The sequence below is a fragment of the Micromonospora sp. SH-82 genome (assembly GCF_051132485.1).
In the GTDB taxonomy this organism is placed as follows: Bacteria; Actinomycetota; Actinomycetes; order Mycobacteriales; family Micromonosporaceae; genus Micromonospora.
Genome location: NZ_CP148049.1, coordinates 657,267 through 672,850, shown reverse-complemented (window position 1 = coordinate 672,850; position 15,584 = coordinate 657,267). Strand labels below are relative to the sequence as shown.

The following is a 15,584-nucleotide window of genomic DNA, read 5'->3' as shown; positions in this document are numbered from 1 at the left end:
TCGTCGGCGCTGATGTCCACGGCGGTGCCGAGCGGAGCGAGGTGACGGTGTGAGCGAGTTGGCGCACACCCGGGCGGAGTTGGCGGCGGCCCGGGGCCGGTTGACCGGGCGGGTCGGCGTGGTGATGACCATGGGGGCCCTGCACGAGGGGCACGAGGCCCTGATCCGGGCGGCCCGGGAACAGGCCGACCGGGTGCTGGTGACGATCTTCGTCAACCCGCTCCAGTTCGGTCCGGGTGAGGACTTCGACAGGTACCCGCGGACCATCGAGACGGACCTGGAGATCTGCCGCCGGGCCGGGGCGGACCTGGTCTTCGCCCCGTCGGCCGCGCAGATGTATCCCGGGGGTGAGCCGGGTGTCAGGGTGTCGCCGGGTCCGCTCGGTGACGACCTGGAGGGGTCGAGTCGGCCGGGGTTCTTCCACGGTGTGCTGACAGTGGTGCTGAAGCTGCTCCACCTCACCCGGCCGGACCTGGCGTTCTTCGGGGAGAAGGACTTCCAGCAGTTGGCTCTGATCCGGCAGATGGTCGCCGACCTCGACGTACCTGTCGAGATCGTCGGCGTGCCCACCGTCCGGGAGCCGGACGGGCTGGCCCTGTCCAGCCGGAACCGGTACCTCGCGTCCGATCAGCGGGTGGCCGCCCTGAGCCTCTCCGCCGCCCTGCGGGCCGGTGCCGAGGCGGCCGAGGCGGGCAGCGACGGCGGGGCGGTGCTCGCCGCCGCCCACCGGGCCTTCGCCGCCGGTGACCCGGCGACGAAGCTGGACTACCTGGTCCTCACCGATCCCGCCCTGGAGCCGGGGCCGGTCGTCGGCCCGGCCCGGTTGCTGGTGGCGGCCTGGGTGGGCGACGTCCGACTGATCGACAACGCGGCGATCCGGCTCGACCCGCGTCCCTGACCCTCGTCACACGATCTCGTGGAAGGCACCCTGATGTTTCGCACCATGCTCAAGTCGAAGATCCACCGTGCCACCGTGACCCAGGCCGACCTGCACTACGTCGGCTCGGTGACGGTGGACCAGGACCTGCTCGACGCGGCCGACCTGCTGCCGGGCGAGCAGGTGGCGATCGTGGACGTCACCAACGGCGCCCGGCTGGAGACGTACGTGATCCCGGGGGAGCGGGGCACCGGCGTGATCGGGATCAACGGTGCCGCCGCCCACCTGGTGCACCCCGGTGACCTGGTCATCCTCATCTCGTACGGGCAGATGGACGACGCGCAGGCGCGCTCCTACCAGCCCCGGGTGGTGCACGTCGACGCGGAGAACCGGGTGATCGAGTTGGGCGGGGACCCGTCGGCAGCGGTGCCCGGGCTGGTCGGCGATCCGGTCCGTCCCGAACACGCTGTCGCCGTCTGACCTGGGCATGTCCGATGCCGGGTAGCGGCCCGCGAATCCGCTCTGTCACCGGGTGCACATCTGCGGTTACCCTGGACCCTCTCGTGGGGGCTGGTGGCTGGGGGAGGCCGCGGTGCGCAGTGCGAGGAGGGCTGTACTGGCGACGGTGGTCGCGACGGTCGTCCTGACCGGGTGCGCCGCCACCGTCGGCGACGGCGACCTGGTCGACGACTGGGGTGCGCTGCCCGCCCCGACCCCGTTCACCCCGGCGGCCGAGGTCTGCCATCCGGGGGACTTCACCGACGTGGTCGGGCCGGCGACCTACCAGCCGGTCGACTGTGCCGTTCCGCACCGCCTGGAGACCGTGCACGTGGGCACCTTCACCGCGAACCGCCCGGAGCCGCCGACGGTGGGCTCGGTCGAGCTGCGCGGGGCCTTCGCCGAGTGTGACGTCCGGGCCACCGGCTACCTGGGTGACGAGTGGCGGGGTGCCCGGCTCCGGCTCGGGGTGGCGTTGCCCTCGGCGGTCGGGTGGGGCGTTGGGGCCCGGTGGTTCCGGTGTGACCTCACCGAGTTGACCACGGTGGAGGCGGCCGGTGATCCGGTGACCCGGACCACGAGCCTGCGGGGTGCCCTCCGGGGCCCGTCGCCGCTGCGGCTGGGCTGCCAGCAGGCGAGCACGATCCGAGGCGGCCGGGTCACCGGGCTGACCCCGGTGACCTGCGACAAGCGGCACAACGCGGAGTACGCGGGGGTGTTCCGGGCACCGGAGACGCCGTACCCGACCCGGGATCGGGACTGGGCCCCCGTCTACACCGGGTGCCGGTCTGTGCTCGCGCGGTACGCGGGCGTACCCGAGGATCGTCTGCTGCCGTTGCGCACCGACGTGGTGGTGCGTCCGCCGTCGGCGGGGCGGTGGCGGGCGGGCGACCGGGGTGTCCGCTGCTACCTCTGGCTGAGTCAGCGATCGGTGTCCGGTTCGTTGAAGGGGGTGGGGACAGCGGGCCTCCCGCCCCGGACCCGGTAGCGCCCCACCGCAGGGACGAAGCACGTGACCCCTGCCAGAGGTACCTGTGGCGGACATCGTTGCCGGGAACACTCACCTCGGCCCCGGCTGCCCGGCCGCCGGTTCGGCGGGGTTGACTGTGCTCATGGACTCCTCGCCCCTGGACCTGCCGAGACTCCCCGGACTGCTGGCGGCGCCCGCTCCCGGTTGGGTGGAGACGACCGACGTGATCGTGGTCGGTTCGGGGGTCGCCGGTCTCACCGCCGCGCTGCATCTGCGCGAGGCGGGGCTGCACGTCACAGTGGTGACGAAGGTCGACATCGACGAGGGGTCGACCCGCTGGGCGCAGGGCGGCATCGCAGCGGTCCTGGACCCCCACGACACCCCTGCGGCGCACGCCTCGGACACCGAGGTCGCCGGGGTGGGGCTCTGCGACCCGGCGGCGGTGGGGGTCCTGGTGGAGGAGGGGCCGACCCGGCTGCGGGAGTTGATGCGGATCGGCGCGGAGTTCGACCGCCACCCGGACGGTTCGCTGATGCTCACCCGGGAGGGGGGCCACCGGGCTGATCGGATCGTGCACGCGGGCGGGGACGCCACCGGCGCCGAGGTGCAGCGGGCCCTGCACGCCGCGGTCCGGCGCGATCCGTGGATCCGCCTGTTCGAGCACGCCCTCGTGCTGGACCTGCTCCGGGCTCCCGGGGACGGCCCGGACGGTCTCGGCCCCGCGTGTGGGGTCACCCTGCACGTGCTCGGTGAGGGCAGCGAGGACGGGGTGGGTGCCATCCTGTCCCGGGCGGTGGTGCTGGCCACCGGCGGGATGGGACAGATCTTCGCCGCCACCACCAACCCGGCGGTGTCGACCGGGGACGGGGTGGCGTTGGCGATGCGCGCCGGGGCGGCCGTGACCGACGTGGAGTTCGTCCAGTTCCACCCGACGGCGTTGATCGTCCCGCCGCAGGCCCGGGTGGCCGGGGCCGCCCTGGCCCAGCAGCCGCTGGTCTCCGAGGCGCTGCGGGGGGAGGGCGCCCACCTGGTCGACGCCGGGGGCCGGCGGTTCATGCTCGGCCAGCACGAACTGGCCGAGCTGGCCCCCCGGGACGTGGTCGCCAAGGGCATCCACCAGGTCCTGCTGGCCGACGGCGTCGACCACGTCTACCTCGACGCCCGTCACCTGGGCGGCGACTACCTGGCCAAGCGGTTCCCCACGATCGTCGCATCCTGCCTGGCCATCGGGGTGGACCCGGCGGCCGACCTGATCCCGGTCGCCCCGGCCGCCCACTACGCCTCCGGCGGGGTCCGGACGGACCTGCGCGGCCGGACCTCCATTCCCGGCCTGTACGCCTGCGGCGAGGTCGCCTGCACCGGCGTGCACGGGGCGAACCGGCTGGCCAGCAACTCGTTGCTGGAGGGCCTGGTCTTCTCCCGGCGGATCGCCGAGGAGATCGCCACCGGTCTGCCCGACCAGGTGCAACCGGCCCCGACGGGGGCCTGGACCGGCGGGGCCGGTTGGGTGGTGCCAGCTGAGGTGACAGCACCCCTGCAACGGGCGATGACCAGGGGCGCCGGGGTGCTCCGCTCGGCGGACACCCTCACCGGGACCGCCGCCGTCCTGACCGAACTGGGGACGGGGCGGGGCCGACCCCGTACCGCCGACTGGGAGGCGACGAACCTGATCACCGTGGGTTCCGCGCTGGTCGCCGCCGCGTACCTGCGCCAGGAGACCCGAGGGTGCCACTGGCGTGAGGACTTCCCGGCGGCCCGGGACCGGTGGCTCGGCCATCTGGTCGGCGCGATCGACCCGCAGGGGCGGTTGACGCAACGGTGGGAGGGGTCCGCATGATCACGGGGCGGGGACGGTACCGGTGGCGGGCACCGCAGCGACGAACCGAGACGGAGGCACGGTGAGGCAGTCGACGGAGCAGATGTTGCGGTCCGGCGGGTTGGACCCGGACCGGGTGCGTCGGGTGATCGAGGACGCGTTGACCGAGGATCTCGGCCCGGAGGTGCTCGACGTCACCAGCGTCGCCACGATCGCGGCCGACCAGACCGACACCGCAGACCTGGTGGCCCGGGCGGGCGGGGTGGTGGCCGGCCTGGCCGTGGCGGCTGCGGTCTTCGAGACGGTGGCCGAGGTGGCGGTCGGGGCGCCCGAGGACGGGGCCGGGGCGGTCGAGGTGTCGGTGCTGGCCGCCGACGGTGAGCGGGTCGCCCGGGGTGACGTCCTGGCCACTGTGACCGGGCCGACCCGGTTGTTGCTCACCGCCGAGCGGACCGCCCTCAACCTGCTCTGCCGGATGTCCGGGGTGGCGACCCACACCCGGGCCTGGGCCGACGCGTTGGCCGGCACCAAGGCGATGGTGCTCGACACCCGCAAGACCACCCCCGGCCTGCGGACCCTGGAGAAGTACGCGGTCCGCGCCGGTGGCGGCACCAACAAGCGGATGGGCCTGTACGACGTCGCGATGATCAAGGACAACCACAAGCTCGCCGCCGGTGGGGTCGCCGCCGCCTACCGTCGGGTCCGGGAGGCGTTCCCGCTGGTGCCGGTGCAGGTCGAGGTGACCACGGTGGCCGAGGCGGTGGAGGCGGTGGAGGCCGGGGCGGACTTCCTGCTCTGCGACAACATGACCCCGGCCGTGCTGACCGAGGTGGTGGCCGCCGTCGGGGACCGGGCCGAGTTGGAGGCCACCGGCGGTCTGACCCTGGAGGTGGCCGGCGAGTACGCGGCGACCGGGGTGGACTACCTGTCGGTCGGCGCGCTGACCCACTCGTCGCCGGTCCTGGACGTCGCGATGGACCTGCGACGGCGGTGACGGCGGGCGCGTTGTCTAGGCTTCGCAACGTGCTGCTCTGCATCGACATCGGAAACACCAACACCGTGCTGGCGACCTTCGCCGGTGACAAGCTGGTGCACTCCTGGCGGATCAAGACCGACGCCCGGTCCACCGCCGACGAACTGGGCCTGATGTTCCGGGGCCTGCTCGCGGGGGATGCCGTCGAGATCACCGGGGTCGCCGCGTGCTCCACCGTCCCGGCCGCCTTGCGGTCGCTGCGGAACATGCTGGAGCGCTACTACGGCGACCTGCCCAGCGTCATCGTCGAGCCGGGGGTCCGTACCGGGGTGCAGCTGGCCATCGACAACCCCAAGGAGGTGGGCGCGGACCGGGTGGTGAACACCCTCGCCGCGTACACCCTCTACGGGGGGCCGTCGATCGTGGTCGACTTCGGCACCACCACCAACTTCGACGTGGTGAGCGGTCGGGGGGAGTTCCTCGGCGGTGCGTTCGCCCCGGGGATCGAGATCTCCTTCGACGCCCTCGCCGCCCGCGCCGCCCAGCTGCGCAAGGTCGAGGCGACCCGGCCCCGTTCGGTGATCGGCAAGAACACCGTCGAGTGTCTGCAGTCCGGGCTGTACTTCGGGTTCGCCGGGCAGGTGGACCGGATCGTCGAGCGGATGGCCGAGGAGTTGGGCGGGGTCCAGGCGGTCATCGCCACCGGCGGACTGGCCTCCCTGGTGATGGGGGAGTGTCGGAGCATCACCCACCACGAGCCGATGATCACTCTGATCGGCCTGCGCATGGTCTACGAGCGCAACACCTGAAACGGTGTGCGCGAAGGCCCCGTCGGTGCTTGAGTACGCTCGGGGGCTGACCCCCTGGAATCCGTAGCTGAGGAAGCGTGCCGTGACCGAGCAGAAGCCCGTGCCAGTCGATCCCGCCGACGACCTTCCCGAGCAGATGAAGGTCCGCCGGGAGAAGCGGGACCGGATGCTCGCCGAGGGCGTCGAGCCCTACCCGCTCGGGTATCCCCGGACCAGCACCCTGGCCCGGGTCCGGGCGGAATACGCCGAGCTCGAAACCGACACCGCCACCGGGGACCGGGTCTCGGTCACCGGCCGGGTGATCTTCGTACGGAACACCGGGAAGCTCTGTTTCGCCACCCTGCGGGACGGCGACGGCACCGAGTTGCAGGCGATGCTCTCCCTGGACCGGGTCGGTGCCGACCGGCTGGAGGACTGGAAGCGCCTGGTCGACCTGGGCGACCACGTGGGCGTCACCGGCGAGGTGATCACCAGCCGTCGGGGTGAGCTGTCGGTGCTCGTCGAGCAGTGGGCGATCACCGCGAAGGCGCTGCGTCCGCTGCCGGTGGCGCACAAGCCGCTGAGCGAGGAGGCCCGGGTCCGGCAGCGCTACGTCGACCTGGTCGTCCGCTCGCAGGCGCGGCAGATGGTCCGTACCCGGGCCACCACCGTACGGAGCCTCCGCGACACTCTGCACGGGGACGGCTACATCGAGGTGGAGACCCCGATGCTGCAGTTGCTGCACGGCGGCGCGGCGGCCCGGCCATTCGTGACCCACAGCAATGCTTTGGGTACTGATCTGTATCTCCGAATCGCCCCGGAACTGTTTCTCAAGCGCGTCGTGGTGGGCGGCGTCGACCGGGCGTTCGAGATCAACCGCAACTTCCGTAATGAAGGTGTCGACTCTTCGCACTCGCCCGAGTTCGCGATGCTGGAGGCATACCAGGCGTACGGCGACTACGACACCATGGCCGAGCTGACGCAGAATCTGGTGCAGCAGGCGGCGATCGCCGTGGGCGGGTCGACGGTGGTGACCCACGCCGACGGCCAGGAGTTGGACCTGGGTGGGCAGTGGCGGTCGGTCACCCTGTTCGGGGTGCTCTCCGAGGCGCTCGGCGAGGAGGTCACCGTCCGGACCGAACGGTCCCGCCTGGTCGAGTACGCCGACAAGGTCGGGCTGGCCGTGGACCCGAAGTGGAGTGCGGGCAAGCTGGCCGAGGAGCTGTTCGAGGAGCTTGTCGTGCCCGGCCTGCGGGAGCCGACCTTCATCCGCGACTACCCGGAGGAGACCAGCCCGCTGACCCGGGCGCACCGCAGTGAGCCGGGACTGGCCGAGAAATGGGACCTGTACGTACTCGGATTCGAGCTGGGTACTGCGTACTCCGAGCTCGTCGACCCGGTCGTGCAGCGTGAGCGGCTGATGGCGCAGGCCCAGCTGGCGGCCCGTGGGGACGACGAGGCGATGCGGCTGGACGAGGACTTTCTCCGGGCCATGGAGTACGGAATGCCGCCGGCCGGGGGTATGGGAATGGGAATCGACAGGCTGTTGATGGCGCTCACCGGCCTCGGAATTCGGGAAACGATCCTCTTCCCGTTGGTGCGGCCGGAGTAGTTCGACGGTGGTCCGGCCGACTTTTCTGCCCGTCCTATTGACGGGGGAAGCATCGAACGGGCTATTGTGCTTCCTGCAGGAGACCCTGCTGGAAAGGATTGTTGCGACGTGGCCAAGCAGATCATTCACAAGCTGGTCGATGACCTGGACGGCGGGGACGCCGAAGAGACCGTCAAGTTCGCCCTGGATGGCGTTCAGTACGAGATCGACCTGTCGAAATCCAATGCCGAACAATTGCGTGACGCATTCGCCCGGTACGTTGCCGCCGGCACGAAGGTGGGCCGGGGCGGCGTGGTGGTCGGAGGTCGGGCTGCCCGTGGTCGGGGCGGGGCGACCGCCGACCGCGAGCAGAACCGGGCGATCCGGGACTGGGCCAAGAAGGCGGGCAAGGACATCTCCGACCGGGGGCGCATCCCGCAGGAGATCGTCGACGAGTACCACGCGAAGCGCTGACGCGGGCGGCACGACGCCCAGCGCCGACCTCACCACGCCGAGCGTCGTTCGGACGTGGCGGGCGAGACCGACGCCGGACCGGAGACCTCTCCGGGCCGGCGTCGGTCTCGTAGGTCCCACCCGGCCTGGCGTCGGCCCGCTCCGGTCTCGTCGGCCGGCTCCCGTCTCGTCGGCCCGATCTGCGGGCGGGGTCGCCGCCGGTCGGGACGGATGGGAAGAACCAGGGCCGGACGGATGTTGTCCACAGCCGGTGGAGAGTCTGTCCACAGCCTGTGGACGACGCCCTCCGGCCGGATCGGTCCCGCTCTGCGGGCGGACGGAATTTCGCTCTCCGCGTAGCGGGGGAGTCCCCGGAACACCGTCTGAGCGTGGACGGTTGGATGAAACGACGCGTACCTGGGCGCTGGCGGTGGCACACGACCTCAGCGGAGTCGGTCCGCGGCGATAGAGTAATGAGGCAAGGACGCCCGTCCGGACGTCCGCGCACCGGCCCCGCCGAGATCTGACCATCAAGGCGCACGGCACGTGAGGAGCACGAGGGCATGTTCGAGCGGTTCACCGACCGAGCGCGACGGGTTGTCGTCCTGGCCCAAGAAGAGGCCCGGATGCTCAACCACAACTACATCGGTACGGAGCACATCCTGCTGGGCCTGATCCACGAGGGTGAGGGCGTCGCGGCCAAGGCTCTGGAGAGCCTGGGCATCTCCCTGGAGGGCGTCCGCCAGCAGGTCGAGGAGATCATCGGCCAGGGCCAGCAGGCACCGAGCGGGCACATCCCGTTCACGCCGCGGGCGAAGAAGGTGCTGGAGCTGTCGCTGCGCGAGGCGCTGCAGCTCGGCCACAACTACATCGGTACGGAGCACATCCTGCTCGGCCTGATCCGCGAGGGCGAGGGCGTGGCCGCCCAGGTGCTGGTGAAGCTCGGTGCCGACCTCAACCGGGTCCGCCAGCAGGTGATCCAGCTGCTCTCCGGCTACCAGGGCAAGGAGCCGGCCGCCGCCGGTGCCGCCCCGGGGGAGGCCGCTCCCTCGACCAGCCTGGTGCTGGACCAGTTCGGCCGGAACCTGACCCAGGCCGCCCGCGAGGGCAAGCTCGACCCGGTGATCGGGCGCGAGAAGGAAATCGAGCGGGTCATGCAGGTGCTCTCCCGCCGTACCAAGAACAACCCGGTCCTGATCGGTGAGCCCGGCGTCGGTAAGACCGCCGTGGTGGAGGGGCTCTCCCAGAAGATCATCAAAGGCGAGGTCCCCGAGACCCTCAAGGACAAGCAGCTCTACACCCTCGACCTCGGTGCCCTGGTCGCCGGGTCCCGCTACCGGGGTGACTTCGAGGAACGCCTGAAGAAGGTCCTCAAGGAGATCCGCACCCGGGGCGACATCATCCTCTTCATCGACGAGATCCACACCCTGGTGGGTGCGGGTGCCGCGGAGGGCGCGATCGACGCGGCCAGCATCCTCAAGCCGATGCTGGCTCGGGGCGAGCTCCAGACCATCGGAGCGACCACCCTCGACGAGTACCGCAAGCACCTGGAGAAGGACGCCGCGCTGGAGCGCCGGTTCCAGCCCATCCAGGTGGGCGAGCCGTCGCTGGCGCACACAATCGAGATCCTCAAGGGCCTGCGCGACCGGTACGAGGCACACCACCGGGTGAGCATCACCGACGCCGCGCTGGTGGCGGCGGCGACGCTGGCCGACCGGTACATCTCCGACCGCTTCCTGCCGGACAAGGCGATCGACCTGATCGACGAGGCCGGGGCCCGGATGCGGATCCGCCGGATGACCGCGCCGCCGGACCTGCGGGACTTCGACGAGCGGATCGCCCAGGTCCGCCGGGACAAGGAGTCCGCGATCGACGCGCAGGACTTCGAGCGGGCCGCCCAGCTGCGGGACAAGGAGAAGCAGCTGCTCGGCCAGAAGGCCCAGCGGGAGAAGGAGTGGAAGGCCGGTGACCTGGACGTCGTCAGCGAGGTCGACGACGAGCAGATCGCCGAGGTCCTCGGCAACTGGACCGGTATCCCGGTCTACAAGCTGACCGAGGAGGAGACCTCCCGTCTCCTGCGCATGGAGGACGAGCTGCACAAGCGCGTCATCGGCCAGGAGGACGCCGTCAAGGCGGTCTCGAAGGCGATCCGGCGTACCCGGGCCGGTCTGAAGGACCCGAAGCGTCCGTCCGGGTCGTTCATCTTCGCCGGTCCGTCCGGCGTCGGTAAGACCGAGCTCTCCAAGGCCCTCGCCGAGTTCCTGTTCGGCAGCGAGGACGCCCTGATCCAGCTGGACATGTCCGAGTTCCACGACCGGTACACGGTCTCCCGGCTGGTCGGTGCCCCGCCCGGATACGTCGGCTACGACGAGGGTGGTCAGCTCACCGAGAAGGTGCGGCGTCGGCCGTTCTCGGTGGTCCTCTTCGACGAGATCGAGAAGGCCCACCCGGACGTCTTCAACACCCTCCTGCAGATCCTGGAGGACGGGCGGCTCACCGACGGTCAGGGCCGGATCGTGGACTTCAAGAACACGGTCATCATCCTGACCACCAACCTGGGCACCCGGGACGTGGCCAAGGCCGTCTCGCTCGGCTTCCAGGCGTCGGAGGACTCCGACTCCAACTACGACCGGATGAAGCAGAAGGTCAACGACGAGCTCAAGCAGCACTTCCGGCCGGAGTTCCTCAACCGGATCGACGACACCATCGTCTTCCACCAGCTCCGCCAGAACGAGATCCTCTCGATCGTGGACATCATGATCCAGCGGATCGAGGGCCAGCTCCGCAACAAGGACATGGGTCTGGAGTTGACCGACAACGCCAAGAAGTACCTGGCGAAGAAGGGCTTCGACCCGGTCCTCGGGGCCCGTCCCCTGCGTCGCACGATCCAGCGCGACATCGAGGACAACCTCTCCGAGCGGATCCTGTTCAACGAGCTGACCCCGGGTCAGATCGTGGTGGTGGACTGCGAGGGCGACCCGGAGGACATCGACAAGTCCAAGCTCGTCTTCAAGGGCGCGGAGAAGCCGGTCGAGGTGCCGGACGCGGTCCCCGCCGACCTGGGCGGCACCGCCGCCGCAGGTGCCGACGAGTGACCAGTACGCACGCCTGATCGCAGGCACCGACGACGGGATCGGCCCGGCGGGTACTCCACCGCCGGGCCGATCCCGTTCTCCCGCTCCGGAGAGCGGACGTCCGGCAGCGGACAGCGGACAAGATGTCCGGCAGCGGTGTCGGAGAGCGGGTGTCCGGGTGGTGGGCGTCCGACGGGGGGTGTCGGGCGGCGAGGTCAGACGACAGTGGGGGCGGCCGGGCCGCCGTCACCGGCCAGCCGGAACGAGGTCTCGTCGACGGGTTCGACCAGACCGTCGGTGACCAGCCCGGCGAGGGCCCGAGCCCGCTGGACGTCGTCCCCCCAGACCTGGTCCAGGCGTTGGCGGGGTACCGGTCCGACGGTCTCCCGCAGTACGCCGAGCAGGAGTCCGCGTACCTGCCGGTCGGTGCCGGCGTACTGCTGGGGGCGGCGGGTCGGCCCGGTTGGGGCCGGGCGGCCGGCGGCCAGCCAGGCGCAGGTCGACGCCACCGGACACCTGTCGCAACGGGGTGACCGGGCCACGCAGAGCACCGCCCCCAGTTCCATGATCGCGGCGCTGGCCAGGGCGGCGTCGGCCGGCGCGACCGGGAGGAGTTCCTCGGTGGCGACCAGGTCGGCGGGACGGGTGGCGGGACCGGCGTCCGGCTCCCCGGCGATCGCTCGGCAGACCACCCGTCGGACGTTGGTGTCCACCACCGGGTGTCGCTGCCCGAAGGCGAAGGCGGCGACGGCCCGTGCCGTGTACGTCCCCACCCCCGGCAGGGCCAGGAGCTGGTCCAGCCGTTGCGGGACCTCGCCACCGTGCCGTTCGACGATCGCCACGGCGCAGTCCCGTAACCGGATCGCCCGGCGAGGGTAGCCGAGCCGCCCCCACATCCGGATCGCCTCGGCGGGGGTGTCGGCGGCGAGCGCGGCCGGAGTCGGCCACCGGGCCAGCCACTCCTGCCAGGCGGGCACCACCCGGACGACCGGGGTCTGCTGAAGCATGACCTCGCTGACCAGGATGGCCCAGGGGGTGACCCCGGGACGGCGCCACGGCAGGTCCCGGGCGTGCTCTTCGTACCACCGACTGACCAGGGTGGCGAACGTTTGCTCAGACATCGCGTCAGTGATGATGTCACGCGCTCCGCGGAGGGCGACGGGACCGGTTCCTCCCCGGCAGGTGTGCTGGTCGGGCGGGGGTCGTCGCCGGGTCGCCGGGCGGTTCGGGGAGAATGCCCGGATGAACCAGCTCGCGATCACCGTCATCGGCCGGGACCGGCCCGGCATCGTGGCCGACGTCGCCGAGGTGCTCGCCCGCCTCGGTGCGAACCTCACCGACTCCACCATGACCCGTCTGCGCGGACAGTTCGCGATGACCCTCATCTGTGTCGGTCCGACCGCCGCCGAGGCCGAGGCCGCGCTGGGTCCGATCGCCGCCGACGGACACCTGCTGGCCACCGTCCGCGCGGTCGTCGGGGAGGGTGAGGTGGCACCGACCGGTGAGCCGTACGTGCTGACGGTGCACGGCGCCGACCGGATGGGCATCGTGGCCGCCACGACCAGGGTGCTCGCCGACGTCGGCGGCAACGTCACCGATCTGAGCACCCGGCTGTCCGGGTCCCTCTACGTGGTGGTGGCCGAGGTGGACCTCCCACCGGGTGCCGCCGACGAGGTGGCCGGGGAGCTGGGTCGGACCGCCGCCGAGCTGGGTGTCGAGGCCACCCTCCGACCGGTCGACACGGATCTGCTGTGAGCGGGCTCGGCGACTGGACACCGGAGACGCTGGGGGTCCCGGGTGAGGTACGCCCGGTGGTGACCGCTCCCGAATCGGTGCTGAGCCGGGCCGGTACCGAGGTCGACCCGACCGCCCCGGAGACGGTACGCCTCGCTGCGGACCTGATCGCCACGATGCGGGTCTCCCCGGGGTGCGTCGGGCTGGCGGCCCCGCAGATCGGGGTCTCCGCGCAGGTCTTCGCGGTGGACGTGACCGGTCACGCCAAGGCGGTCACCCTGCACGGTGTCTTCGTCCTGTGCAACGCCCGGGTCGTCGAGGCCACCCGGTGGAAGGCCGCCCGGGAGGGCTGCATGTCGGTGCCCGACCTGACCGGTGACGTCAAGCGGGCCAGCCGTCTCGTGGTGGAGGGTGAACTGCCGGGGACCGGCCGTACGGTCCGGCTGACCACCGACGCGTTCGAGGCCCGTGCGTTGCAACACGAGATCGACCACTGCGCGGGGAAGCTCTTCCTGGACCGGGTCGCCGGGGCACACGCCGTCCACCAGCGCAAGGTCTACCTGTGACGGGTTCGGCCCGACCTGGTGACTCGCCGCCCGGCACGGTCGTGAGTGGAAGGTCGGCGCGGTGAGGGGCGGCCGGTCCGGCGCGTCGTGTCGGACGCGGGTGCAGCGCGCCGTTACGGTGGGGACATCATGCGTCTGACGGTCGGTCCCCTGCCATCCGCCGTTTACTGGCGGCGTCGCGCCGTCGTGCTCGGCGCGGTCATCCTGCTCCTGGTTGTCCTGCTGTACTCCTGTAGCCGGTCGGACAACACTGCCGGCCCGGACGGTGGCGCGTCTCCGTCCGCCCCTGCCCCGGGGGAGTCGGTGCCGACTCCGCAGACCGGCTCGCCCTCCGACGGTCCGGACGGCGGGGCGCCGGGCGGACCCGGTGGCGGGCAGGACGACGGTGGCTCCGGTGGCCCAGACGGTGGTGCCGGTGCTCCGGGCGGCCCGGGTGCCCCGGGCGGTGCGGGTGACCCCGGCGCGGGGAATCCGGGGGGTGGGGGTGACCAGGGCGGCTCCGGCGACTCGGGCTCGGGTGGACCGGGCACCACGCCGGGAGGTTCGGGGGTGCCTGCGGTCGCACCCGGAGGCGCGGAGGCCTGCACCGACCAGGAGATCCAGGTGACGCCGGTGGCGGCCCCGGAGCGGCCCCAGCGGGGCACTGTGGTCAACCTCCAGATCAAGATCAAGAACGTCTCGGGTCGGACCTGCACCCGGGACGTCGGTGCCGACGCCCAGGAGCTGTACCTCAAGTCAGGTGCCGAGAAGATCTGGTCCTCCGACACCTGCGGCACCGCCAAGGGGGTCGACGTGCAGTCCTTCACCCCCGGCTTCGAACGCTCCTACCAGGTGGCGTGGAACGGCCGGGAGGCCAGCCGCTGCGGCGAGGGCTCGGCCGCCGGGGAGTTCGCTGCCGCCGGCACGTACCAGCTCTTCGGCCGGCTCTCCACGAAGCTCAGTGAGCCGGTCAAGCTGACAGTCGTCAGCTGACGCCGTCGGATCCCGGGGCGGAGACTCCCGCCCCGGTCAGACGTACCGCTCCAGGATCGAGGCCTCGGCCAGCCGGGACAGCCCCTCGCGGACCCCTCGGGCCCGGGCGTCACCGACCCCCTCGACGGCCTGGAGGTCCTCGACTGTCGCCCCGAGCAGCCGTTGCAGGCTGCCGAAGTGCAGGACCAGCCGGTCGACGATCGCCACCGGCAGCCGTGGCACCTTCGCCAGCAGCCGGAAACCACGCGGGCTGACGGCGGCGTCCAGGGCGTCCGAGGCGGACGGGTAGCCGATCGCCTTCGCCACCGCCACCAGGTCGATCAGCTCGGTCGCACCGAGCAGGTCCAGCTCGACCAGAGCCTCGTCCAGGGTCCGCGACCGGCGGCCGGTGGGCAGGTAGTCCCGGATGACCAGGGTGCGGTCGGCGTCCACACCCGCCATCAGCTCGTCCAGCTGGAGCGCGAGCAACCGGCCGTCGGTGCCCAGTTCGACGACGTACCCGGCGATCTCGTCGGCGATCCGACGGACCATCTCCAGCCGCTGGACCACCGCGACCGCGTCCCGGACGGTGACCAGGTCCTCGATCTCCAGGGCGGAGAGGGTCCCGGAGACCTCGTCGAGACGGAGTTTGTACCGCTCCAGGGTGGCCAGGGCCTGGTTCGCCCGGGACAGGATCGCCGCCGAGTCGTCGAGCACGTGCCGCTGACCGTTGACGTAGAGGCTGATGATCCGCATCGACTGGCTCACCGAGATGACCGGGTATCCGGCCTGCCGGGCGACCCGCTCGGCCGTACGGTGCCGGGTGCCGGACTCCTCGGTCGGGATGGACGGGTCGGGCATCAGGTGCACGGCGGCCCGCACGATCCGGGTGCCGTCGCTGGAGAGCACCACAGCGCCGTCCATCTTGCACAGCTCCCGGACCCGGGTGGCGGAGAACTCCACGTCCAGCGGGAATCCGCCGGTGCAGATCCCCTCCACCACCTTGTCGTAGCCGAGCACGATCAGCGCACCGGTCCGGCCGCGCAGGATGCGTTCCAGCCCGTCCCGGAGCGCGGTGCCGGGAGCCATCAGGGCGAGGTTGGCCCGCAGCGGGTCGCCGGCACCGCCGGCCGCCCCGGTCACGCTGACGCTGATCGGGCGGGCGGGCGTCCCCACGGCACCCGTGCGGACGTGGGTTGTCGCGCCGGCAGGCTTGGTGGCATCGCGGTCGATCGGCACGGGCACAGTCTACGGACTGCCCTGCGTTCGGTGCTGTCGCGGTTACTGTGATGT

General features: G+C 71.5%; 14 protein-coding genes. 12 read left to right on the top strand and 2 right to left on the bottom strand.

Translation table 11 applies throughout. The features are described from left to right. Nucleotides 1–49: 49 nt before the first annotated feature. From panC to WHN02_RS03070, 9 genes are all read left to right on the top strand, one after another. Nucleotides 50–898 (top strand): pantoate--beta-alanine ligase, encoded by an 849-nt coding sequence (gene panC / locus WHN02_RS03110; protein ID WP_434741966.1) that lies wholly within the window; start codon nt 50–52, stop codon nt 896–898. Nucleotides 899–931: 33 nt separating this feature from the next. Beyond that, nucleotides 932–1,357 (top strand): aspartate 1-decarboxylase, encoded by a 426-nt coding sequence (gene panD, locus WHN02_RS03105; protein ID WP_434741965.1) that lies wholly within the window; start codon nt 932–934, stop codon nt 1,355–1,357. A 112-nt stretch (nt 1,358–1,469) separates the two neighbouring features. After that, nucleotides 1,470–2,363, top strand: a complete 894-nt coding sequence (locus WHN02_RS03100) for a septum formation family protein (protein ID WP_434741964.1) — start codon at nt 1,470–1,472, stop codon at nt 2,361–2,363. Nucleotides 2,364–2,487: 124 nt separating this feature from the next. Further along, on the top strand, nt 2,488–4,182 hold the full coding sequence (locus tag WHN02_RS03095; protein ID WP_434743796.1) for an L-aspartate oxidase: 1,695 nt from the start codon (nt 2,488–2,490) through the stop codon (nt 4,180–4,182). Nucleotides 4,183–4,264: 82 nt separating this feature from the next. Beyond that, a complete protein-coding gene (gene nadC / locus WHN02_RS03090) occupies nt 4,265–5,155 on the top strand; it encodes a carboxylating nicotinate-nucleotide diphosphorylase (RefSeq protein ID WP_434743795.1) in 891 nt (296 codons plus the stop codon). Between the two features lie 29 nt (nt 5,156–5,184). Then, complete coding sequence (locus WHN02_RS03085; RefSeq protein WP_350898570.1) at nt 5,185–5,943, top strand: type III pantothenate kinase; 759 nt, start codon at nt 5,185–5,187, stop codon at nt 5,941–5,943. An 82-nt stretch (nt 5,944–6,025) separates the two neighbouring features. Continuing rightward, on the top strand, nt 6,026–7,534 hold the full coding sequence (lysS, locus tag WHN02_RS03080; RefSeq protein ID WP_434741963.1) for a lysine--tRNA ligase: 1,509 nt from the start codon (nt 6,026–6,028) through the stop codon (nt 7,532–7,534). Nucleotides 7,535–7,642: 108 nt separating this feature from the next. Beyond that, the gene (locus WHN02_RS03075) at nt 7,643–7,987 is read left to right on the top strand and encodes a histone-like nucleoid-structuring protein Lsr2 (protein WP_350898566.1); all 345 of its coding nucleotides are present in this window, start codon (nt 7,643–7,645) and stop codon (nt 7,985–7,987) included. Between the two features lie 542 nt (nt 7,988–8,529). Next, nucleotides 8,530–11,061: an ATP-dependent Clp protease ATP-binding subunit gene (locus WHN02_RS03070; RefSeq protein WP_350898564.1), complete on the top strand. Its 2,532-nt coding sequence runs from the start codon at nt 8,530–8,532 to the stop codon at nt 11,059–11,061. Nucleotides 11,062–11,255: 194 nt separating this feature from the next. Here the strand turns inward: WHN02_RS03070 and WHN02_RS03065 are convergent, their stop codons facing one another. After that, nucleotides 11,256–12,161, bottom strand: a complete 906-nt coding sequence (locus WHN02_RS03065) for an A/G-specific adenine glycosylase (RefSeq protein ID WP_434741962.1) — start codon at nt 12,159–12,161, stop codon at nt 11,256–11,258. A 121-nt stretch (nt 12,162–12,282) separates the two neighbouring features. Here WHN02_RS03065 and WHN02_RS03060 point away from each other — a divergent pair, with 121 nt between their 5' ends. The 3 genes from WHN02_RS03060 to WHN02_RS03050 all read left to right on the top strand — a co-directional run bounded on the left by WHN02_RS03060 (nt 12,283) and on the right by WHN02_RS03050 (nt 14,312). Beyond that, nucleotides 12,283–12,795 (top strand): glycine cleavage system protein R, encoded by a 513-nt coding sequence (locus tag WHN02_RS03060; RefSeq protein ID WP_434741961.1) that lies wholly within the window; start codon nt 12,283–12,285, stop codon nt 12,793–12,795. Next, the gene (locus WHN02_RS03055; protein ID WP_434741960.1) at nt 12,792–13,340 is read left to right on the top strand and encodes a peptide deformylase; all 549 of its coding nucleotides are present in this window, start codon (nt 12,792–12,794) and stop codon (nt 13,338–13,340) included. Before WHN02_RS03060 ends, WHN02_RS03055 begins: the two co-directional genes overlap by 4 nt. A 549-nt stretch (nt 13,341–13,889) precedes the next feature. Continuing rightward, nucleotides 13,890–14,312: a hypothetical protein gene (locus WHN02_RS03050; RefSeq protein WP_434741959.1), complete on the top strand. Its 423-nt coding sequence runs from the start codon at nt 13,890–13,892 to the stop codon at nt 14,310–14,312. A gap of 36 nt (nt 14,313–14,348) precedes the next feature. Here WHN02_RS03050 and disA read toward each other — a convergent pair whose 3' ends face one another. Continuing rightward, the gene (gene disA / locus WHN02_RS03045) at nt 14,349–15,530 is read right to left on the bottom strand and encodes a DNA integrity scanning diadenylate cyclase DisA (protein WP_350898554.1); all 1,182 of its coding nucleotides are present in this window, start codon (nt 15,528–15,530) and stop codon (nt 14,349–14,351) included. Between the last annotated feature and the right edge of the window lie 54 nt (nt 15,531–15,584).

Coding starts and splice junctions, on each gene's coding strand:
- nadC (WP_434743795.1), top strand. CDS start 4,265: ATGTTGCGGTCCGGCGGGTTGGACCCGGACCGGGTGCGTCGGGTGATC.
- WHN02_RS03095 (WP_434743796.1), top strand. CDS start 2,488: ATGGACTCCTCGCCCCTGGACCTGCCGAGACTCCCCGGACTGCTGGCG.
- WHN02_RS03060 (WP_434741961.1), top strand. CDS start 12,283: ATGAACCAGCTCGCGATCACCGTCATCGGCCGGGACCGGCCCGGCATC.
- panD (WP_434741965.1), top strand. CDS start 932: ATGTTTCGCACCATGCTCAAGTCGAAGATCCACCGTGCCACCGTGACC.
- WHN02_RS03065 (WP_434741962.1), bottom strand. CDS start 12,161: ATGTCTGAGCAAACGTTCGCCACCCTGGTCAGTCGGTGGTACGAAGAG.
- WHN02_RS03070 (WP_350898564.1), top strand. CDS start 8,530: ATGTTCGAGCGGTTCACCGACCGAGCGCGACGGGTTGTCGTCCTGGCC.